Genomic DNA, 21403 nt, shown 5'->3' with positions numbered 1-21403 from the left:
CTCAGCTCAGCGTCGAACAATGATCGAATGATTCGATCTGATGAGCGCGCGACTCCCCTCACCTACCTCCAGAACCGCGATCTGGTACTCTCCTTCAGGAAGATCGTGGACGAGAAAGGAGAGCTGGAAACCAAAATAGCAATCACTGCTCTTCGTCCTCATATATTCCTTGACGTCAAACCGCTCATGCCAGTCCACGACCAGACAATAACCGTCTCGGTCAGGCATTTCGGAGTCCGTGGAGAGAAGGATGAGGAAGGCAATCCTGTGTTTGCTTGCCTCAAAGGAACCGCCCGCACAAACCCATCCTCGCACGAGCACGACCGATCGGGGGTCCACCACCACCCGTTCGTTCGTTTGAGAATTAATGTTTTCGATGACCAACAACGATTCCGCCGGATTTTCCGACGCGCCCTCGGCTTCAACCGGAATCCCGCTTCGCATATGTTGCAGGCCGGAATAGATCATCTCCGATCGATGAATATTAGCGAGCAGTTGAACGTGGGTACTCGCTTCCTTCATCGCTTGCTCGAGCTCTTGCCGACTTAGGCAATCCAGCAAATCCGGATTCGAACGGACCTGAGCCGAGATTGGTTCGGACGATGCCACCCTTCTCACCGCCTCCAGAAACGCCCGACCGTACCGCGAGTCCGGTTCCAGGTGAGCTCCCTCGGCCCATTCATTCCAAGAGTTGATGAAAACAATCGGCTCCGCAAACGGGCCCTTTCTTGCTCTCCCTGCAGCATCCCGCAGCCATACCTCGAACGCCTCCGGACTCGATCTGTTGAAGATGTGTCCGCGTGAACCTTTGCGGGGCGTATTATCCCAGCGCGGCATGACGGCCGGGAAGCAGGGAAAATCGTAGGTCTTACCCAGAGACGAGCGGACGGCATCGACATAGTCGTAGACTTTTCCCGTGAAGTTCGCCGGCGCGCCCAACTCGGACAGCGGCTGCTCCGTCGTCGAGACGGTGTGCGGAGGAAACTCAACTGCCGCATCGCAGTTCACATCGCGTGGATCAAACTCTCCGAACGTCATGGCGTTACAGATCAGAATTTCCCCGATACCTAGTTCCTTCGCTCTTGCGCGCCATGTTTCAAACAAGCTCTGCCTGTCCGGCAACAGCGAGGGTCGATAGATCAGGATGATCTTGCGACCATCTACCGTGATATAGCGTTCATCTAGCAGGAGCTCCGCCATATCGTCGATAAAGCGGACGTCATCTTCCAGCGCGTGATTTTGTCCGAGCAAGAGCTCGGCATCCGAACCGTCCCAGCGGCGCGACCAGTTCTCATTCGCCCAGCAAATGCAGAACGGCAGGTCTGGCTCTCCATCCTCCAGAAGAAGCTCCAATGGCCGTTCGAGCAGCCTGCGACCCTGGAACCAGTAAACGTAGTAACAGAAGCCATGGATGCCGTAGCGGCGAGCCAACTCGGCCTGTTGCCGGCGGGTCTCCGTCAATCTCACGTCATAAAAGCCTAGATCTGCCGGCAGCCAGGGAGACTGATGTGCAGGAAACTGAGGGCGCATACGTGCGATATTGGTCCATTCGGTGAATCCGGGTCCCCACCATCTGTCGTTCTCGTCGAACGAGTGAAACTGCGGGAGATAGAAACAAACATGACGCACCTGCTTGCCGGCAGGATCCGGATCAGGTGTGATAGGCCTGTTGTTATTGGGAATCAGTAGGTCGGTATAATCGGAGGGCGAAAATCCGAGCGCGACGACCAGTTCATCGGGCGCGATGGCGTCAAAGAGCGGGATCTCGAAAAACTCTCCATCATCTAGACGAACGCGAAGATAGATCTGTAGCTGGTCCAGGTCCGCCAATGTGTTTCTGAGCGCGCGTGCCAGGCGTCGACGCGCGACAGAGTTCGCCAGATCGATACGAAATCCGGGACGGCTGATTGCCATTCCCGAACCGATTCCGGCGGGAGCCGCGCGGTCCGTTCTCGTCTCCTCGATCGCGTGGGGGCCGACAAAGAGAGAAAGAGAAACAGATACCGTGGGCGCGCGCGTATCGACGATCCAGCCAGAAATTTCCCGGCCGGAATGCTCCAGTATTGCCCCGCGCAGACGCGCGCCTGACTCCAGATCGCTGAGATCTGGATCCAGGAACGAGCTTTGAAGATTTTCCTCATGTGAAATAGGACTGGCGACGGGTCGCGTATTCTTCGCATTCCTAACATCGCGCTCCGCAATCTTGTTCATCGTACCCGGGTCTCCTGACAGCCCTGACCTGTTAGATTCATGATCCCGCATCACACGCGGGCGAGGCCTGAAGACAAGCCACTCGTATTCCGCCAGCGAGATCTCGCGTGAAGAAGGTGACCCCGCATTCAATTCTCAAGATCGAACCCGATAGCAAGCGATGCTCAGCCATCGACCGTTGTCACGCCGGCCGCATCCAGACGACGCCGGGCACCTTCATGGTTTTGATTCGCTGCCCGGCGATACCATTGCACCGCCGCGTCCTGATCTTTCGTAACGCCACTTCCTGCCATCAATGCGTCGCCGAGCGCAAACTGCGCTTCCGCCATATCCTGCTGAGCTGCTCTTTCGAACCATTCAACTGCCTTCCCGGGATCGACCTCACAGCCTTGCCCTTTTCCAAGCATCACCGCGAGGTTGAACTGCGCAACCTTGTGTCCCTGTCGCGCGGCGGCCTCGTACCACTGCGCCCCCTGCGCAACATCCTGGGCTAAGCCCGCGCCGGTGCAATACAGTACGGCGAGTTGAAACTGCGCTCCGGCATGGCCTGCATGCGCGGCCTTCGTCATCCAGGACGCCGCAGTCTTCGCATCGCTCATACCGTTTGGATCGAGATGAAGAAGCCCAAGGGCATATTGCGCATCGACATGCCCCGCGCCAGCGGCACGCGTGAACCATGTGATAGCGGCTTCGACGTCTGCGTCCCCTCCAAACTTTCCCATATGCAATACGCCGAGTTGGAATGCCGCCGGCGCGTGATCTGCCTCAGCCGCCTCGATCAATAGCGCGCATGCTTGCTCAAGCTGCTCGGTCGAACCGTCCTGATGGAGCAGGAAAAGCGCATAGGCTGTCTTGGAGTCCGGGTCCCCACCCACAGCGGCCTTGCTGAGCCACTCTTCCGCCCGTTTCTGATCGCGCGGAACCCCATTGCCTGCCGAGTAAAGTCTTCCGAGCTGCAACTGCGCGGCGCGGACGCCGCCTTCGGACGCGCGCTCAAACCATTCAATCGCGCTTTCCACGTTGCGTTCGACGCCGGAGCCGTTGAGGTAGAAGATGGCGATGTTGAAAGCGGCAGTCGCGTGACCATTGCGGGCTGCGCGCTCAAACCATCTTGCGGCCTGACGGATATTCGAGCCGACACCGGTCCCGGTCGCATAGAAACGGCCCATGAAGAACTGCGCCTGCACGTCGTCCCGTTCGGCGGCCTTCTCATACCAGACCGCGGCCTCCCTCAGATCGGGTGCGAAACCTGCGCCGTGCGAATAGAATTCAGCCAACGCCTGAACCGCCGGAAAGTAGTCCTTGCGCGCCGCCTTGCGCAGCGCGGTTTCGGCCCTGTCGATATCCTTCGCAACACCATGACCCTTCAAGCGCAACAGGCCGATGTTATAGAGCGCGATGACATCGTCGTGCATGGCCGCGCCCTGGAACAGGCGGGCCGCTTCCGCAGGGTTCTCCGGCATCCCCGTGCCCTTCAGGTTCATGAACGCGAGCGCAACCTGCGCCCTTACATGATCCTGACCGGCCGCGTTGCGATACCAGGCTGCCGCCTGTTCGAAATCGACGGGAACCCCTTTGCCTTGGAAATAGATATCGCCGAGAGCGAATTCTGCCGCGGCGCAGTTCTGCTCGGCCGCAACTCCATACCATGCGAACGCTATCTGGAGATTCTTCTCACAGCCGAGCCCCTCGCTATACATGTTGCCAAGGACCGTCTGCGCCTCGGCTTTACCTCGTTCCGCCGCGACCGATATCCAATGGAAAGCAGCATCAATATTCCGCTCAACACTCGTTCCATGCGGAAAGACAAGCTGGTGAATATTCGACGCCTTGTCGCCGAGACGTACGGCCGAGGATTGGCGCCATGTTTCGTGGCGATGCGGACCCAGCAGCGGCTTTTCTCCCTGTAGAAAGATCAGGCCGAGCTGAAACTGCGCTTCGACGTTGCCGAGCCGAGCTGCACGCTCATACCAGATGGCGGCATCGGGCACACTCCTGACGACCCCTTCGCCTTTTACATAAAGCATTCCTATTCGGTAGGCGGCCTCGGCCTCGCCTGTCTCCGACGCCAGCTTCCAGTGCTTGATTGATTCAAGATATTGGCCACGCTCATACGCAGCCATTCCACACTCAAAAGCACCAGCTCGAGAAGATGCAGAAGCCGGGCGCAACCACTGTAAAAGCGATCTAGATGAAAGCATCATGGTTCACGCATCGCCTCGTGGAAGCTCTTCAACATTCCGCCGAGCAGATACATCGCGACTGAGCGGGTTCCGACATTGACGTCCCCCTGAAGGGTCATGCCGGGAATCAGACGAAAATTGCTCGGCACGTCCTTGAAATCGGAGGTGTCCACCGAGCACCGCGCCTTGTAATAAGTATAGTTGAGCGGCTTGCCGTCATCGTCCGTGGTGAACGCGCCCTCGCTAATCCAACGCACCTTTCCGCTCGCCGTGCCATGCTCCGCCGCATTGAAGGCATCGACCTTCATGGTGCAGGGATCGTCAGCCCGAACGAACCCAATATCGCGAGAAGCGATCCTGATTTCCGCTTCAAGCTTGATGTCGATCGGCATGAGCGTGATGAAGGGATCTCCCGGCTTGAGGACCGAACCGACCGAGAGCCTTGCCATCGTCAGCACCACCGAGGGTTCGGCAGCCGTCCAGCGCACGAGATTCTGGTGCTTGAGCGCTTTCTCATAGGTCGCCCTTGCTTCATCGAGCTTGTTGCGCGTGGTAACCAAATCCTGACTCAGTTGCGCAAACCACTGCTCTTTGAATGCGTCGCGATCGGCGGTTATCGATCCCAGTGAATTCTGCGCCACAATCAGGCCATTGTGTGCATTTTCCAGCGTCCGTAATAATTCCAGCCGGGCGTCTTGGGAGATGTACATGTTGAGCTGCGATCCGGTGCCGCGTTCGGCGAGCGTGGTGCGCATAGTTTCAATTTTCGCCAAGATCTCGTCGCGCTGCCGATATCGAGCATCGTCATCGCGCAGTTTTTCAATCGTCGCCTTGGTCTCCCTGATCTTTGATTCGAAGCTGTTGAGCTGGGCGTTATATTGAGCCACGCGCTGACCGTAGAGCGCCTTCTGCAGGCTCGCGTATTTCTGGAAATCAGGATCTGACTTGTCGGCAAAAACGAGCGGCTGCTGCTTCAGCTCGGCCTCATCGCGCGCCACTTGGGTCTCAAGGCTCGCGATCTGCAACTTCGCCTGCATCAAGTCCGCGGATGTGAAGGTTGAGTCGAGCGTAGCGAGCAGCTGCCCCTGTTCCACCTGCTCGCCCTCGCGCACGTCGATCGTCTTGATGATCGAGGGATCCAGCGCCTGCAAGACATTGACATGACCGAGCGGCACGATGTTGCCGCTAAGGCTGGTGATGACACGGTCGACCCGCGTCAGGCACAGGATCACGATAATCGAAACCAGGAATGCGGAAAGCACGAACAAGGTGGCGCGCGCGACCAGGGGTTCGGCGGCTTCCCGGATTGCATCGGTCTCCGACTGAAATTGGCGAACGGTCGCCAGCGAAACCTGGCTATGGGACAAGGGTCGGGCTCCGAAGTTTAGGCCTGTCACTGCGGACCGTCGGCGCGAGATGCGTGTTCTGCTGGTACCAAAGCGAACTGTAGATGTCGTTCCGTTCCAGCAACTCCGCGTGCCGCCCAAGATCGTCGACAACCCCGCGGTTGAGCACAAGGATGGCATCCGCTTTTGTTAGCGACGACAGCCGATGGGAGATGATGATCAGCGTCCGGCCATTCGCTATCCGCGCGATGTTACTGTTCACGATGGCCTCGCTGTCGGCGTCGAGCGCGCTCGTCGCCTCATCAAGGATGAGAACCGGCGGATCGACGATCAGCGCTCGCGCAATCGCAAGCCGTTGGCGTTGCCCTCCGGAGAGGTTGGGCGATCCCTCATAGACACGGGTTTCATAACCCCGTGGCAACTTGTCGATGAATTCCTCCGCGCCCGCCAATCGCGCCGCCTTGACGACGTCGTCAAAGGTGGCATCCGGCACGGCTGCGCAGATGTTTTCGCGAATCGTCCCGCTAAAGAGAAAGTTTTCCTGCAGCACGATGCCGACGTTCCTGCGCAGGTGATCGACATCGTATTCGCGAACGTCGATTCCGTCGATCTTGATCAGCCCGTCATAATCGGAATGCAATCGTTGCAAGAGTCGTGTGATCGTGGTCTTGCCGGAACCGCTCTTGCCCATCACGCCAAGCGTGGTTCCCCTGGTTACTTCAAAGGAAACGCCGTTCAGCGTTGGCGAGACAGCGCCTTTATACCTGAAGGTGACGTTGGAAAATTCCACTTTACCCTCGATCGCGGAGCGAACGCCATGCCCGGAACGTCCCTCCTCGGGGGGCTGGTTCACGAGGTTGCGGACCGTTGCGACCGCACTACGCGCTTCGTCATATTGATTGATCAACTGCGCCATCTGCATCAACGGGGCCGATACCCGCTGCGACAGCATCAGGAAGGCGAACAATGCCCCGATGAAAACCGGATCATCGTTGATAAGCGCGAGATAAACGCCGATCGCATAAGAACCGCTCACCGACAGCCGCTCCAGCGGGCGCACCACCGCCTGGATCGCGTTTCCGGTCATCCCTTCCGCGAGCCGCGCCTTGGCGACACGTGCCACCAGCACGTCCCAGAAATGACGCTGCCGCGAATCGAGCGCCAGCGATTTCACCGTCCGAATGCCGTTGAGCGTTTGAACCAGAAACGCGCCCTGATCGCCTTCCGCGACCAGGACGGCGTTCGACGCCTTGCGGTAAGTCGGCAGCATCAGAATAAGCCACCCGACGATCACCGCCGAGAACGCCAAGACTATCAAAGTCATCGTCGGGCTGAAGAAAAACATGATCGGCAGGAAGAAGATCAGCGTCGTTGAGTCCAGCACCGTTCCGAATAATTGACCCATCAGGAACGAGCGAATGCGGAACACCTCGCGGATGTCGCGCGCGACGAGCCCGACGGCGGTCTGCTCGAAATAGTCGATGGGAAGATTGAGGACCTTTTCGAAAACATAGGTGGACAACTTGACGTCAAGCCTGGTCGTCAGGCGATGAACAAGGACTTGCCTGAGGAACGCGAACGTCGCCTCGAAGGCGATGATGACCAGCATCGCGACGCAGAGCACGTAGAAGGTATTGTACGCGTGATAGAAGATCACCTTGTCCGACAGCAGGCGCCAAAACATGATAGGCGCGAGGCCCAGAAGTCCGAGGACCAGCGCAGCGATTGCGACGTCCCGAACAATGCGACGCTCGCGAAACATCAATGCGACCACGAGACCGAAACTGAACGGTTGCGATTCGTCCGAGATTTCGTAGTTTCGCTTGGCGAGAATGACGTCCCCGGACCAGATGTCTTCGAAGCGAAGCCTGTCGATCACGAGCAGCGCGTCTTCCGCGGCGTTTGGATCCCTCAGCGCGATGCGCGTATTGTTGGCGTCTCCAGTTACGCCCAACAACACCATGAAGCTTCCATTGCGGAGACCGACAATGGCCGGAAGCGCCTTTTTCAGATGGGAAAGCCCGTCCCAATCGAGTTTGACGTGCTTCGATCGCATGCCGGCCTGTTCGGCGCAGCGAACCAACTGGCTGGAAGACACTTCCCCTTCGGTAAGAAGATTATCCTTGATGAGCTGCGTCGAGGTGAGATCCAGCCCGTGCTGCCGAGCGACAATGACCAGGCATTCGAGCCCGGACGGCAGCATCGGATCGATATCGGCATCCTCGGCGACGGCTGGCGCGATCATGAAGTCTCGCTCTGTTTGTTGCAGATCATGATAAGGTCATCCCTGCCATCAAGCGAGTGATAATGACCTCTCATTAATAACATTACATATAATGAAAGTGACGAAAACACGAACATTTCAAGAGATGCGGCGGCGTTGAGGCGGCAATTGCCCGCATTCATCGGGCGGCAGAGCCCGGCATCAAACGGCCGGCGCCTCGGCTCCAGTGTGTCCCGCTTTGTATTAAGGCACTGCGCCAGCATCCCTTTCCCGGGAGTTCGCTATCGTATGCTTCGGTTGGTCCGGTTCAAAATTGGACTGCCGAAAATGCAACGGGTTCTTCTGAACCACCATGCAAGGGCGTCCGTGCATGGCCGCTCCGCGCCGGAATAGAGTTTTTCATAGCTTCACGGAAACGGTGAAAGACTCTAGCTTTTTGATTTGACGCGTTTTCTTCACGCGAACCGGATTCCACTTCGCTCGAAAACGCTCTAAGCCGCCAGTTCCTGAAAATTGAATCCGCTTTCTAACAAAGCCGTCTTGATGGCTGCATCATCGGCCTCGGGCATCAACGCCAGCGCGCAAACCTCGAAGTTCTGCATTGAGACCGACACGGTAGGGAAGCCGGCCGTCAATAGCAGATTGCCGAGCCGCTCTGCGGTAAAGCCGGTGCGATGGGCCATATGCAGGTGTCCTTCCTCAATCGCCCGGGAATGGCCGTAGAGCATATCGAGCGGCCTGATCGGACCCGCAGGAGAATTGTAGGCGACGGCCGCAATACCTTGCTCGACTATAAAATGAGCCACCGCTTCGACGTCAGGGCTCATGATCAGGGCAAAGCCGTCCGGTTGCAGCACGCGATGGAACTGGCGCAACGTGGGAAATATCTCGTGAGCATAAAGATGCTCAAGGACGTGTGACGACCATATCACATCAAACGATTGTGGCTCGAACGACGTTTCAAGTTCGAGGATGGAACCGACGACATGAGGTTTGACACCCGGGTCTATATCAAAGCGTAATTCTTCCAGTCCTCGCTCCTGAATCATTCGAGCGATTCGTCGGGCAGATCCGGGACCGGAGCCCGCATTGAGCAAGCGCTTGATACCTCGGGGCAACATCGGCTCCTGGCGTTCCGATCGGAGCTATCGGAAAAAAGTTAGAACAATACCGCTCCAGCGATCTACGACCATGACCCTATCGATGTGGCTTCACAAAGGCACGAGCGGCCCCGTGGCGTGTCTTTGCATCACAAAAGTTAAGGCCCCACCGAAGCGGGGCCTTAACAATCCTGTCCCTCCGTCCGAACTATGAGAGTTTCGGCAGCGTGACGACCTGATCGCTGAAGTGCAGCTCCTCAACTCCACTGACCGCAACGGTCTGTTCGTCGTTGAAGTGCAGGGTGTAGGTCGACGTGCTCGCATCGACGTCGATCTTGGCGACATCGAAGAACGAACGACCAGCGAACTCGGCGGAGTCGTTACCGTTGCCGCCGAAGATGGTATCGCTGCCGCTATGCGACTCGATCCGGAAGGTGTCATTGCCACCTCCGCCTTCCAGCGTGGAATTGCCATCTCCACCACCGGACAGCCTGAAATGGTCGTTGCCCGCACCGCCTTGCATGACGTCGCCCTGCACGCCAACCAGTGTGTCGTTCCCAGCGCCGCCTATAAGCGTGCTGTGTCCTTCCACATCATTATTGCCACCATTATTGCCACCGCCGCCATGACCATGACCACCGCCATGGTCGTCTCCACGACCGCCGCCATGGCCTTCTCCGCGACCACCGCCACGGTCATCTCCACGACCGCCGTCACGGTCATCTCCACGACCGCCGTCACGGTCATCTCCGCGACCGCCGCCACGATCATCTCCACGACCGCCGTCACGGCCGCGGCCGCGATCATTATCCCCGAAGGTGCTGTCGTCGGCGCTGGCAACGCGCGCGTTACCGCCGCCGCCGCCAGCGGCCAGCGCACCAGATACTAGGAGGTCGTTGCCGGCACCGCCGTCCAGCGTGTCATTGCCGGTGCCGCCGTAAATGCTGTCATTACCGGCACCGCCGAATAGCGAGCTGTCGCCATGGCCTCCGCGGATGACGTCGTTGCCGCCGCCACCGTAGACCGTATCGTCACCGCTATCGCGAAGGTTGATCGTATCATTACCTCTGCCTGCGGCGACAAAGATGTCGTTGTCCCCGCCGGTCACGTTCAGTCTGGCGCTGTGGTCGTCCAGGACGATCGCTTTCAGATTCGGATTCGTCTGGACGCTCGTCGAGTTGGATACGTCCAAAATCTGGACCACCGGCGGAACAGCCCCACCGGCGAACGGCCCTGACTCCAACCATCCCCTCGCACTATTGTCGCCCTCGTTAAACACACCGCTTTGCTCGAGCGAATCGATCAACGCCGATCGTACGCCCGCTTCGATATTCCCGTTATTATGGAGAAACTCACCCAACTCGGTCTTCGTCAAATAGGAAACGGCCATGGCGCCCTCTGGCTGGATTTTTCAATCATGACGAAAGCAGATATTCAGTCGACGCCAATCGACCCCAATATGCTGCAGTTCGAATGTGCTAGTCCTGAGCCGACCCGAGGCCCGCATAACATACAAATGTTATGTTACCTCTCGATTGTTATGCATATGTTAGGGGCACCAGACCGCGCAAGTCAAGGATCAAATTACGTCCCCTTAACTTAGATTCGACAGGGATCGTCGGCCCACCAGCCGGACAACTGTGTGCTTTACCGAGCCGATTTCACCAAATCTGGGTCGGATTCGCCCACTAGGCATGCATAAATCAGAAGGATGGACCGCATTAAAACCCTAACCGGACAGCCAATTGTGATTTTCGGTCAAGAAATGGTAACGTCGACAGATGCTTTTACCGGAAAATGTGAGAATTTGTTATCGTGGCGCCCGCATGAGCTCTCCCGGACTGAGACGGAGAATTATAACCGTTACTCAGCGCAAAGGCGGTGTCGGCAAAACCACAATCGCGGTCTGTGTCGCCGCTGCGCTCGCGCGCCGGGGACATGACGTTGCGCTTGTCGACAGCGACCCTCAACGTTCCGCCTCACAGTGGGCGGAGCCCGGCAATCTCGAATTCCCGGTCTATGAAATGGCCTTGGAGCAAATGTCAGTCTCCGCCTGGGCGCAGGAAGTGCGCAGCATTGAAGCCGGGGTGATCGTCATCGACACCGCTCCCAACGCTCGAGAAATGGGGGCCTCCATCGCTGTAGCCAATCTGATTTTGGTACCCTGCACCCCGTCCGGCCTTGATCTCGACGCAACGCTTCAGACTCTTGCGATCATTAACGCAGCACGGGAACGCCGCCGGGATCGAATCAAGGTGATCCTGGTGCCGAACAGGCTCGATCGCCGCACGCTTGAGGGAAGGCAACTGCTCGATGAGTTAAATACATTCGGTGAAGCAGTCGGGCCGCCGATCGCCAGCCGCGCCGCCTTCGTTCGTTGCTTCACCAGTGGTCAATCGGTAACAAGCTTCGTGCCCGGAGATAACGCCGATCGGGAAATCCAAGAACTAGCGGACGCAATCGAACGGACCGACCAAGAGGAATAGGTAACTCCGCACTCGCAGAGGGAGCCCTTCTTTCTCTTCGAAGTACAGCTATCTGGAATTGGCGGGACCGAGCAGGGCCTGGATCACACCTTGCGTCTCCGACGGACGAGACGATGCCGTAACCGCGGCTTCCTCAAGCCTCATTTTCTCAAGCAACAGATCCGTGACGATCTTTCGAAGCCGCTGGTTCTCGAGTTTAAGCTCCTCCAGAACGTGACGCATCTGATCCATCGCCAAAGGCCTGGCAGGCACCACACCTTCTCCTGCATTGTCCTGAGAAACATTTGCTTCCTGCCTTGGCAGTGGCAGTTTCCTCCACCGATGAAGGGTCATGACACTCACACCAAGTGCCTTGCACACATCGACCTGGGAATTGCCCGTGCGGGCAAGCTCGTCTGCCCGGGCAAGCTTCGAAAGAATTTCCTCCCGCGAATGCTTCTTCATCTTCCTACCTGGATACGGCTTCGATGATAGGGAATAAGACCGAATATAAATCTCATTTTGAGAACAACTTCACAACGATAAAATAGACAAATAAATATATGACAGCCGATCGCCACATGATCAAGCTCCGCGCACGTTAGCCTTTCGTGTTAGCTGCAGTGCAACGTAAAACCAAAACCATATGTTTCGATCCCCGATTGCTATCATATGGCGAGATACCCACGAGGACCGCGATCGGGCGTATCACTTCTTCGGAGCACGGGCGCCATGGTATGTAGTCGATCCTTTCTTTCCCTATCTTGCGTTCCGCGTGCATTCTGTAAGACGGCTGCAGTCGTCACAGCGGAACTACCTATCAAACCTCACAGATTCGATTTGTAACCAGCTTCTCGCGCGGACGAACCAAGTCGGCATCTTTGTGCCCTGCATTGCGCCGTGACATTGTCCAGATATATCAGTCGCGCCGCCGCATCTCGCACTTAAAGATGTTGTGGGCATCAGGCCAGATGGTCGCGCAAGGGCAGGAGAATTCGCGGCCCGATCGTCTCGCCGCCTTCGTCGCACTCGCGTAAAATTGATACGCGTTGGCGCCACATGAGTCGGAAGGTCTCACAGGCTCGTGTAGATGCCTGATTTGCTGGTGGGCCCGGAGGGACTCGAACCCCCAACCAGACCGTTATGAGCGGCCGGCTCTAACCATTGAGCTACAGGCCCCGGCCGGACGTCGCGTATGCAACCACCGCCGGCGCAGGCATCCCCTTACAATGTCATGTGCCGCGCGGCAATTGGCGGTCAGGGCTTTGGGTGGCTTCGAGCGCGATACGGAGCACGCGCGCCAGATCGGAGCGCGCATTTCCTCCTCTCCGTGACCACCGCGCTAAAAGTGGCACGCGTTCCACAGAAGATGTGCGACTGCGGCAAGCATCAGGCGGGTTCGTAGGTCTTACCAAGCGGATTTTTGACGCTGCTCCGCAAACCGGACATCTCGATGACCTTTATTTCGATGACCTTATTAGCTGGTTGCGAGCGTACAGGCCCGATGCGGACCGGGACGCGGCGCCGAAAGAACACGTCCTGTCTGGGCGCCGGCCACATCGTTCCAGCGGTCACCAGCGACCACGAGACCTAGCGGCACCGGAAGTGACAGAACCAGACGCAACGAGGGCGTCTTAACTCTTTGCTAACCATACACGGGGCAAATTTTGCCTAGGGGACCGCGCGTCGTCAGCCGCTCAGAACGGCATCGCCCCCAATGAACGCCAGGGCGGCGCCTCACTTCGAAATGGAGGCGCATCAGCCGCCGCGCAGACGATCGGCGCGCGGCAGCGGTCTTGGGCGTGGGGGGAGACGGGGAGGATGAGGGGGATCACGGCGGATCAGGGCGCAAATTCGCCAGGCTCGGGTTTTCCGAGTTTTGGGGAAATCGGGATCATGCTGAAGCGCGGCGATCTCGCGCTCGCCTTCGGCATCCTGACGATCCTTGTCGTCCTGATTCTTCCGCTACCGTCGATCATCCTCGACCTCTTTCTGGCGATCTCGATCACGCTGTCAATCCTGATCCTGATGACGTCCCTGTTCATCCAAGCGCCGCTGGAATTCTCCTCTTTCCCGACCGTGCTGCTGATTGCGACCATGCTGCGGCTGTCGCTCAACCTCGCCTCAACACGGCTGATCCTGTCGCACGGGCATGAAGGCTCGGCCGCCGCCGGCCACGTCATCGAGGCCTTCGGCAACTTCGTGATGGGCGGCAACTTCGTGATCGGCATCATCGTGTTCGCGATCCTGGTGATCGTGAACTTCGTGGTCATCACCAAGGGTTCGGGCCGCATCGCCGAGGTGGCGGCGCGCTTTCAGCTCGACTCCATGCCCGGCAAGCAGATGGCGATCGATGCCGACCTCTCCGCCGGCCTCATCGACGAAAAGACCGCCAAGGAACGCCGCAAGGCGCTGGAAGATGAAAGCGGCTTCTTCGGCGCCATGGACGGCGCCTCGAAGTTCGTGCGGGGAGATGCGGTCGCCGGCCTGCTCGTCGTCTTCATCAACATCATCGGCGGCATGGTCATCGGCATTGCGCAGGAGGGCCTGAGCTTCGCCGACGCCGCGCGCAGCTACACGCTGCTCACCGTCGGCGACGGGCTGGTGACACAGATTCCCGCACTCATCGTCTCCACCGCCGCGGGCCTTCTGGTCTCCAAGGCTGCCGTCACCGGCGCCGCCGACAAGGCGCTGATGAAGCAGCTCTCCGGCTATCCGCAAGCGCTTGGCATGTCAGCCGGGGTCATGCTGGTGCTGGGTCTGCTACCCGGCATTCCGATGCTGCCGTTTGTCGCGCTCGGCGGCGGAGCGGCGGCGCTTGCCTGGAGTTCGCGAAAACGCCAAAGCGTCGCGGCTGCGGCAGCCATGGCGGCGGCGGCGTCCGACGCCGCGGTCGCCCCCCCGAGCGCGGAAGAGCCGATCTCGGCGGCGCTGAAGATCGACGATCTGAAGATCGAACTGGGTTATGCGCTGTTGCCGCTGGTCAACGGCCCGAATGGCCAGGATCGCCTCACCGAGCAGATCAAGGCGCTGCGCCGCTCGCTCGCGATCGAGATGGGATTCGTGATGCCGGCAGTGCGGATTCTCGACAACGTGCAGCTAGAGGCCAACACCTACATCATCAAGATCAAAGAGGTCGACGCCGGCTCGGGCCGTATCTGGCCGAACCAGTACATGGTGATGGATCCTACCGGCGATCAGGTCGGGGTTCCCGGCATTCACACCACCGAACCGACCTTCGGACTGCCGGCAACATGGGTGGATGCCTCGCTCAAGGAGGAGGCCTCACTGAAAGGCTATACCGTGGTCGATGCCGCGACCGTAGTTTCGACCCACCTCACTGAACTGCTCAAGACCAACATGTCGGATCTGCTCTCTTACGGCGAAGTGCAAAAACTTCTGAAGGATCTACCGAAGGAACAGGGCGAGCTGATCAAGGACATTGTTCCAGGCCAGATCACGATATCCGGCATCCAGCGCGTGCTGCAGCTCCTGCTCGCCGAGCGCATTTCCGTCCGCGATTTATCCACTATCCTCGAAGGTATCGCCGAAGCGCTGGCCTTCTCACGCAACCCGGCGACGCTGGTCGAGCACGTGCGTGCCCGCCTTGCGCGTCAAATCTGCGCCCAAAACACTTCAGTCAACGGTTACCTGCCACTGGTCGCACTGTCGGCCAAATGGGAACAGGCCTTCGCCGACTCCATCATCGGCCAGGGCGAGGAACGCAGCCTTGCGATGCAGCCGTCAAAGTTATCAGAATTCATGGCCGCGGTGCGCGACCGCTTCGAACAGGCCGCCCGGGAAGGCGAAGCGCCGGTGCTGGTAACCTCGGCCGCAATCCGGCCGTTCGTCCGCTCGCTGGTCGAGCGTTTCCGCGCCCAGACCTCTGTTCTATCGCAGGCCGAAATCCATCCCCGGGCCCGGCTCAAGACGGTCGGCAGCATCTGATCACGCTGCTCGAATCACGCCGCTCCTAATGCGGCATTTTGGCACCAGACAACTGGTTTATCTCCAGCCTGTGCCGAGGCCCCGTCAGGACGTGCCGCGCGCGCAGTTTAACGTTAAAATGCTGATGTATTTGCACAATTTATCAATTTCTCCATATTAAGCCGGGTTCAATGGTCGCGCATCTTCACACCTTTTCACCACTTTGTGATCAACCCTTCGGAACATTGGTGTCGATTCCTACGTTGTAAAGGCGCGAGACTATGAACCTCTGCGCAGGCAGCGGAGACCAATCTTCAAGAAGGAAGTTACGCCAGGAGGGCTTCCAATGAACCATTCGATTTACAGCGCGGATCGGACGACCCACCTGAAGATCGTGGTTGTGGCTCTTGTTGCAGGTATTGCAGTAGCGGGTTTCGCAATTTCAGCGAGGATGAGCGCTGACGATGGCTATACCCAAACTGCACGCATCATCAAGGCCGGGAAGCCTATGGCTGTTACGAGTTCGGGCGCGATGGTCGTCCGCTGAAGGAGTTTGAAGGAATTCACGAGGCTTCTTTACATTTGCCCCCCGAAGTCGCCACGTGAGTACGTAGAGGACCCACTAACCCCAAGTGGACTACGATGGAAAACGCCCGCCCCCCACGGGCGTTTTCTTTCGTTATAAACACCCCCATAATAATAAGCGCACCCAGATAGAAGCCGTCGACGCCGATGCGGAATTTTTCTCTTCGGCGGACCGCCCCTTGCCGCGCCTTAGGAAGACGGCGGTCAAGTGCGCGCTTGTCTTGCAGACAATGCCCGGGTTCGATGGTCGATGTCGCGTCACGCGATGGTGGCGGCGCCCATGCGTGAGCGCATTAAACCGATACTATCAAGATCGGCCTGCTCGCGAGCGTTCTCTTCTGCGCGTTCGCGAGCCTGATCGCGCTCATCCAGCAATTCGACCTTCTTGAGCTCCTCAAAGGCTTCCGCCAAGCCCATCTTGGCATCTTCGAGCTGGACGCGGAGTTCGTCGGCGGAGCGGGTCAGGTTTTCCCGGCGCTGGATCGCTGCCTTGGCATAGGTCGGATACGCGAAATGTGCGGGATCATCGATCCCAGCACGTTCCTGCTCGATTTCGATTTCACGCTCCAGATCGACCGACATGCGCTGGAAATCAGCAATCATGCCCTCGATCTGAGCCACCCTCCGACGCTTCTCCTCCACCTGGAATTTCTTCAGGCGGATCAGCGTTTCACGTGACTTCATCGACTCGTACTCCCCAGAAGTCCCAATCTACGCGGGACAACGGCGGCACCTCCGTCGGATCCCGCCGTACTCCTCTTATGAGAAGCCGATGATGACCCGACAAAGTTAGCTTTCCGTTTCCAAGGTCTTAACGATTTGCTGCAACCTTCGATAACCCTCCTCGATGCTGGTCACCTCATCCTTCGCCTGGCGCAGAAAATCCTCTAAAACCGGATTCAACTTGATTGCCTCGTCGACCTCCGCGTTGGAGCCGGTCCGATAGGCGCCGAGCCGGACGAGTTCCTCCATATCGGAATAAGTGGCCATCATCTGTCGCGCGCGGGTAATGATCGGCAGGAAGGCTGGATCAGCCGATTTCGGCATGGTGCGGGACACCGACTTCAAAATGTTGATCGCGGGGTAGCGACCTCGCTCGGCAATGGCACGCTCCATCACGATGTGGCCGTCGAGAATGCCGCGCACTGCGTCGGCCACGGGCTCGTTATGATCGTCACCGTCCACCAGCACGGTGAAGATGCCGGTGATGGTTCCCTCGTCGGCGCCGGGACCGGCGCGCTCCAGAAGCCTCGGCAATTCGGTGAACACTGTCGGTGTGTAGCCCTTTGTGGTCGGCGGCTCGCCGGTCGACAGTCCGATTTCACGCTGCGCCATTGCAAAGCGTGTCACCGAGTCCATCATGCACATGACGTCCCTGCCCTCGTCGCGGAAATATTCCGCGACCGCCAGAGTCAGATAGGCGGCCTGACGCCGCATCAAGGCTGGCTCATCAGAAGTCGCGACCACAACGACCGATCTTGCAAGCCCCTCTTCGCCAAGGTCATCCTGCAGGAACTCCTGCACCTCACGACCGCGTTCGCCGACCAGTCCGATTACCGAAATGTCGGCATCCGCGTTGCGCGCCAACATCGACAGCAGCACCGATTTACCGACGCCGGAGCCGGCGAAAATGCCGAGCCGCTGGCCGCGGCAGCAGGTCAGGAATGTGTTCAGGGCGCGGACGCCGAGATCGAGCGGTTTGCCGACTCGTTTGCGCGAATGCGCCGACGGCGGCAAATTACGGTACGGCACCGGCGCCGGCCCCTGTGGTAGCGGCCCTTTGCCGTCAATCGGCTCGCCCATGGCGTTGATAACACGTCCGAGCCATGAGGCTGCCGGCCGCACCTGGCCGGAGGCATTGGCGATCAAGGCACGGCAGCCACGTCGTACCCCGTCAAGGCCGGCAAACGGCATGACAACGGCATTGTCGCCGTTGAAGCCAACCACCTCCGCCGGGATGGCCCGACCAACGCCGGTCTCGATCACGATACGGGCTCCCACCGACATAGCATGGATAGGGCCGGCTATCTCAACCATCAGCCCACGTACGCCGACCACGCGGCCATAAATATTGACGCGCTCGATCTCGCCAATCCGCTCGGCCAAGCTCTTCATCGTGAAATCCTTAGGTTTCCGCGCATTAGCCGAGCTCCTTAACCTCGTGTTTACCCGCATCGTTAATCATTGCGTCACTGTCTTTGGTGACTGAGCGCACGTGTCTTCAGGACGAAGGCGAGTCGCGAGAGTCGGTTAGGCCTGACTTTTAATGTGGAGCCTGAGTGCCGGTCGGATAAGGAAAGCTGCTTCAATGCAACAGCTTAGGGCGATTCGATGAAAATTGCACCGAAGAGACTTGCAGAACAGAAACAGTTTTTGTTAACCATAAGCTGTCAGGATCCGAATCAGTTGCTTAAAGGCGTTTCCAGTGCCGCAAGTATTGCGGCCGGCCTGACGCCCGGCGCGGCGACGATTAGGGGACTGGCATGCGCGTTTTGCTGATTGAGGATGACAGCGCCGTCGCGCAGTCGATCGAGCTGATGCTCAAGTCCGAGAGTTTCAACGTCTATACGACGGATCTCGGCGAAGAAGGCGTCGATCTCGGCAAGCTATACGATTACGACATTATCCTTCTCGACCTCAACCTGCCCGACATGTCGGGTTACGACGTGCTCAAGCAGCTGCGCGTCTCCAAAATCAAAACACCCATTCTGATCCTTTCCGGCCTTGCCGGTATCGAGGACAAGGTCAAGGGTCTCGGCGTCGGCGCCGACGACTACATGACAAAGCCCTTCCACAAGGACGAGCTGGTGGCCCGCATCCATGCGATCGTGCGCCGCTCCAAGGGTCATGCCCAGTCGGTGATCCAGACCGGCGATCTCGTAGTCAATCTCGACACCAAGACTGTGGAAGTCGGCGGGCAGCGCGTCCACCTTACGGGCAAAGAATATCAGATGCTCGAGCTGCTCAGCTTGCGCAAGGGTACCACGCTGACCAAGGAAATGTTCCTTAACCATCTCTATGGCGGCATGGATGAGCCCGAGTTGAAGATCATCGACGTCTTCATTTGCAAACTGCGCAAGAAACTCGCCAATGCATCCGATGGCCGCAATTTCATCGAAACCGTCTGGGGCCGCGGCTACGTGCTCCGTGAACCGCACGATGACGAAGTTCGCATTCCGGCGTGATACCGGACTTCACCTTTTCTCCCAGACTGACCCCGCCGCAAATGGCGGGGTCTTTGTTTGTGAGACTTATAAGTCTGCACTTTACTCGACCCGAAGGCCCGATCCTGCCCTGAACCCGTCGCCGGGTTGCCTCGACTGACACAACATGGCTGATTATCCGGGCTGAGACGTCACCACGGGGGGCTGACATGATCCTGCAATCGCTGGCCGGGCTGCCGGCCTTCCTACTGTATTTCTGCACAGGCCTGATCGCGGTCGTGCTGTATCTGTTCGTCTATACGCGCGTCACGCGGCACGATGAATTCCAGCTGATCTGCGACAACCATCCCGCCGCAGCCATCGCGCTCGGGCTCAGTCTGGTTGGCTTCGTCATTCCGGTGGTCAGCGCCATTATGCACACTGTCAACGTGATCGACTGTCTGATCTGGAGCGTGATCGCGCTGATCGTGCAGATCGCGGTCTATTACATCGTCAAAATTCCCGTGCCGAACCTGTCGGGTCGAATCGCCGCCGGCGAACTCGCGCCGGCGATCTGGCTCGGCCTGTCATCGGTCGCGGCCGGCGCGATCAACGCTGCGTCGATGGTGTACTAACCATGGCCCAGCCTCCCGCCGAACAATTCGGAAAACGACGGCTGCCGCCGCTCAAATCGTCACCTCCGGTGAAACGTTCCGGACGTGTCGCGCTGCTGGTGATGGGAACACTCGCGGTCGGCGGTGGTGCCTACTTGCTGATGCCTCACGACAACTGCGAGCCCAACCGCCCCGGCGTCGCGGCATCCGCAACGCCCGGCCAGACCGGAACGTCCTGCAATTCGGGTTCATCGAGCAGCGGCTGGTCATCGCGATCGAGTTATTACGGCGGCGGCGATTCCTCCTCGAGCCACTCCTCATCCGAATCCGGCAGCGGTGCCGTCACACGCGGCGGCTTCGGTGGTTTCGCCCATGCGATCTCGGCTCACTTCTCCGGCGGCTGACACGCTGCGGCTCGCGAGTTCCTCCAATGCAACGCATCGCCTGCCCCGAACGCGACGACTGGCAATCGACCGCAGAGAATGCCGGCTTCGCATTTCATACCCTTGACGGCGCGCGGTACTGGGACGAGCGGGCCTATTATGCGTTCACACTTGACGAGATCGAGCAGCAGATCGAAGCGCCGACCGGCGAAATCCACGCCATGTGCCTCGAACTGGTCAAGCGTGCGATGAATGACGAGAGCGTGCTACGCCGCCTCAGAATCCCGCAAGCCTGCTGGCGGATCCTCACCGAGAGCTGGGGGCGCAGCGATACCACGCTTTACGGCCGCTTCGACTTCAGCTTCAGCGGTCGCGGGCCAGCGAAATTGCTCGAATACAATGCCGATACCCCCACCTCGCTGTTCGAGGCCGCGGTGTTTCAATGGACCTGGCTCGAACAGGCAATGGAGCGCCAGATCATTCCCAAGAATGTCGATCAGTTTAATTCCATCCACGACAAACTGATCGCGCGCTGGCGCGAGATCGCGACGAATGGCCATCTGCATCTGACCGGCCTGTACGACAACCCCGAGGATGCGGTCACGCTGAACTATCTCGAGGACACCGCCCGGCAGGCCGGCCTTCAAACGACATCGCTGGAGATCGAGCGCATCGGCGTCGACGGCGCCGGCCAGTTCGTCGATCTTGACAATCGTCGCATTGCGCTCGCGTTCAAGCTCTACCCCTGGGAATGGATGCTGCGCGACAGCTTTGGCTCCAAGGTTCAGGCCGCATCGACGCGATGGGTTGAACCGCCCTGGAAGGTCGTGCTCTCCAACAAGGGAATTCTGCCGCTGCTGTGGGAGATGTTCCCCAACCACCCGAACCTGCTGCCCGCCTATTTCGAGGACGATGCCGCGGCGAGCAAGCTCGGCAACTCGTATGTGCGCAAGCCGATATACTCACGCGAAGGCGCCAACATCGAACTGGTCAGCGGCGGAACGGCGCTGGATCAGCAGGGTGGACCCTACGGCCGCGAAGGGTTCGTGCGTCAGGCCTTCGCGCCGTTGCCGACCTTTGATGGTCAGTATCCGGTGATCGGAAGCTGGATCGTCGGCGATCAGGCTTGCGGACTGTCGATCCGCGAGGACGAGAACCCGATCACGGGCAACACGTCTCGCTTTGTGCCGCATGCGATCTTGTGAGACGCGGCATCACTCCG

At 58.7% G+C, this 21403-nt stretch carries 16 protein-coding genes and 1 tRNA gene; 7 read left to right on the top strand and 10 right to left on the bottom strand.

Annotated features, from left to right (window positions below; all coding sequences use genetic code 11):
* Window positions 1–6: 6 nt before the first annotated feature.
* The 6 genes from ACM561_RS03170 to ACM561_RS03145 all read right to left on the bottom strand — a co-directional run bounded on the left by ACM561_RS03170 (window position 7) and on the right by ACM561_RS03145 (window position 10454).
* Complete coding sequence (locus tag ACM561_RS03170; RefSeq protein ID WP_425907978.1) at window positions 7–2211, bottom strand: glycoside hydrolase family 99-like domain-containing protein; 2205 nt, start codon at window positions 2209–2211, stop codon at window positions 7–9.
* A gap of 164 nt (window positions 2212–2375) precedes the next feature.
* The gene (locus ACM561_RS03165) at window positions 2376–4412 is read right to left on the bottom strand and encodes a tetratricopeptide repeat protein (protein WP_425909624.1); all 2037 of its coding nucleotides are present in this window, start codon (window positions 4410–4412) and stop codon (window positions 2376–2378) included.
* Window positions 4412–5761 carry an HlyD family type I secretion periplasmic adaptor subunit gene (locus tag ACM561_RS03160; protein ID WP_425907976.1) on the bottom strand — a complete coding sequence of 450 codons (1350 nt, stop codon included), beginning with the start codon at window positions 5759–5761 and terminating at the stop codon, window positions 4412–4414. The genes ACM561_RS03165 and ACM561_RS03160 overlap by 1 nt, the downstream gene beginning before the upstream one ends.
* Window positions 5751–7985, bottom strand: a complete 2235-nt coding sequence (locus tag ACM561_RS03155; protein WP_425907974.1) for a peptidase domain-containing ABC transporter — start codon at window positions 7983–7985, stop codon at window positions 5751–5753. Before ACM561_RS03155 ends, ACM561_RS03160 begins: the two co-directional genes overlap by 11 nt.
* Before the next feature lie 470 nt (window positions 7986–8455).
* The gene (locus tag ACM561_RS03150) at window positions 8456–9082 is read right to left on the bottom strand and encodes a class I SAM-dependent methyltransferase (protein WP_425907972.1); all 627 of its coding nucleotides are present in this window, start codon (window positions 9080–9082) and stop codon (window positions 8456–8458) included.
* Between the two features lie 190 nt (window positions 9083–9272).
* A complete protein-coding gene (locus tag ACM561_RS03145) occupies window positions 9273–10454 on the bottom strand; it encodes a calcium-binding protein (protein ID WP_425907970.1) in 1182 nt (393 codons plus the stop codon).
* Window positions 10455–10890: 436 nt separating this feature from the next.
* Between ACM561_RS03145 and ACM561_RS03140 the strand changes: the two genes are divergently transcribed.
* Window positions 10891–11550 (top strand): ParA family protein, encoded by a 660-nt coding sequence (locus ACM561_RS03140; RefSeq protein WP_309773965.1) that lies wholly within the window; start codon window positions 10891–10893, stop codon window positions 11548–11550.
* A 48-nt stretch (window positions 11551–11598) separates the two neighbouring features.
* Here the strand turns inward: ACM561_RS03140 and ACM561_RS03135 are convergent, their stop codons facing one another.
* The gene (locus tag ACM561_RS03135; RefSeq protein WP_425907968.1) at window positions 11599–11994 is read right to left on the bottom strand and encodes a transposase; all 396 of its coding nucleotides are present in this window, start codon (window positions 11992–11994) and stop codon (window positions 11599–11601) included.
* A gap of 638 nt (window positions 11995–12632) precedes the next feature.
* A tRNA-Ile gene (locus tag ACM561_RS03130) sits at window positions 12633–12708 on the bottom strand.
* Window positions 12709–13350: 642 nt separating this feature from the next.
* Between ACM561_RS03130 and flhA the strand changes: the two genes are divergently transcribed.
* Together flhA and ACM561_RS03120 are read left to right on the top strand one after the other, a co-directional pair.
* Entirely contained in the window at window positions 13351–15477 is a 2127-nt protein-coding gene (gene flhA, locus ACM561_RS03125) for a flagellar biosynthesis protein FlhA (protein WP_425907967.1), read from the top strand.
* A gap of 325 nt (window positions 15478–15802) precedes the next feature.
* Window positions 15803–16003 (top strand): hypothetical protein, encoded by a 201-nt coding sequence (locus ACM561_RS03120; protein ID WP_425907966.1) that lies wholly within the window; start codon window positions 15803–15805, stop codon window positions 16001–16003.
* 296 nt (window positions 16004–16299) lie between these two features.
* On the opposite strand, the gene fliJ is transcribed toward ACM561_RS03120, so the two are convergent.
* Window positions 16300–16725 (bottom strand): flagellar export protein FliJ, encoded by a 426-nt coding sequence (fliJ, locus tag ACM561_RS03115; protein ID WP_079445678.1) that lies wholly within the window; start codon window positions 16723–16725, stop codon window positions 16300–16302.
* A gap of 105 nt (window positions 16726–16830) precedes the next feature.
* The gene (gene fliI, locus ACM561_RS03110) at window positions 16831–18156 is read right to left on the bottom strand and encodes a flagellar protein export ATPase FliI (RefSeq protein WP_425907964.1); all 1326 of its coding nucleotides are present in this window, start codon (window positions 18154–18156) and stop codon (window positions 16831–16833) included.
* Between the two features lie 368 nt (window positions 18157–18524).
* On the opposite strand from fliI, the gene ctrA reads away from it, so the two are divergent.
* From ctrA to ACM561_RS03090, 4 genes are all read left to right on the top strand, one after another.
* Window positions 18525–19226 (top strand): response regulator transcription factor CtrA, encoded by a 702-nt coding sequence (ctrA, locus tag ACM561_RS03105; RefSeq protein ID WP_079445676.1) that lies wholly within the window; start codon window positions 18525–18527, stop codon window positions 19224–19226.
* A gap of 188 nt (window positions 19227–19414) precedes the next feature.
* On the top strand, window positions 19415–19819 hold the full coding sequence (locus ACM561_RS03100) for a DUF350 domain-containing protein (RefSeq protein ID WP_425907962.1): 405 nt from the start codon (window positions 19415–19417) through the stop codon (window positions 19817–19819).
* A 2-nt stretch (window positions 19820–19821) separates the two neighbouring features.
* Entirely contained in the window at window positions 19822–20202 is a 381-nt protein-coding gene (locus tag ACM561_RS03095) for a hypothetical protein (RefSeq protein ID WP_425907960.1), read from the top strand.
* 26 nt (window positions 20203–20228) lie between these two features.
* Window positions 20229–21386: a glutathionylspermidine synthase family protein gene (locus tag ACM561_RS03090; RefSeq protein ID WP_425907958.1), complete on the top strand. Its 1158-nt coding sequence runs from the start codon at window positions 20229–20231 to the stop codon at window positions 21384–21386.
* Window positions 21387–21403 lie beyond the last annotated feature (17 nt).

The organism is Nitrobacter sp. TKz-YC02, assembly GCF_049852135.1.
In the GTDB taxonomy this organism is placed as follows: Bacteria; Pseudomonadota; Alphaproteobacteria; order Rhizobiales; family Xanthobacteraceae; genus Nitrobacter; species Nitrobacter vulgaris.
This window is presented reverse-complemented; position numbering and strand designations above follow the sequence as displayed.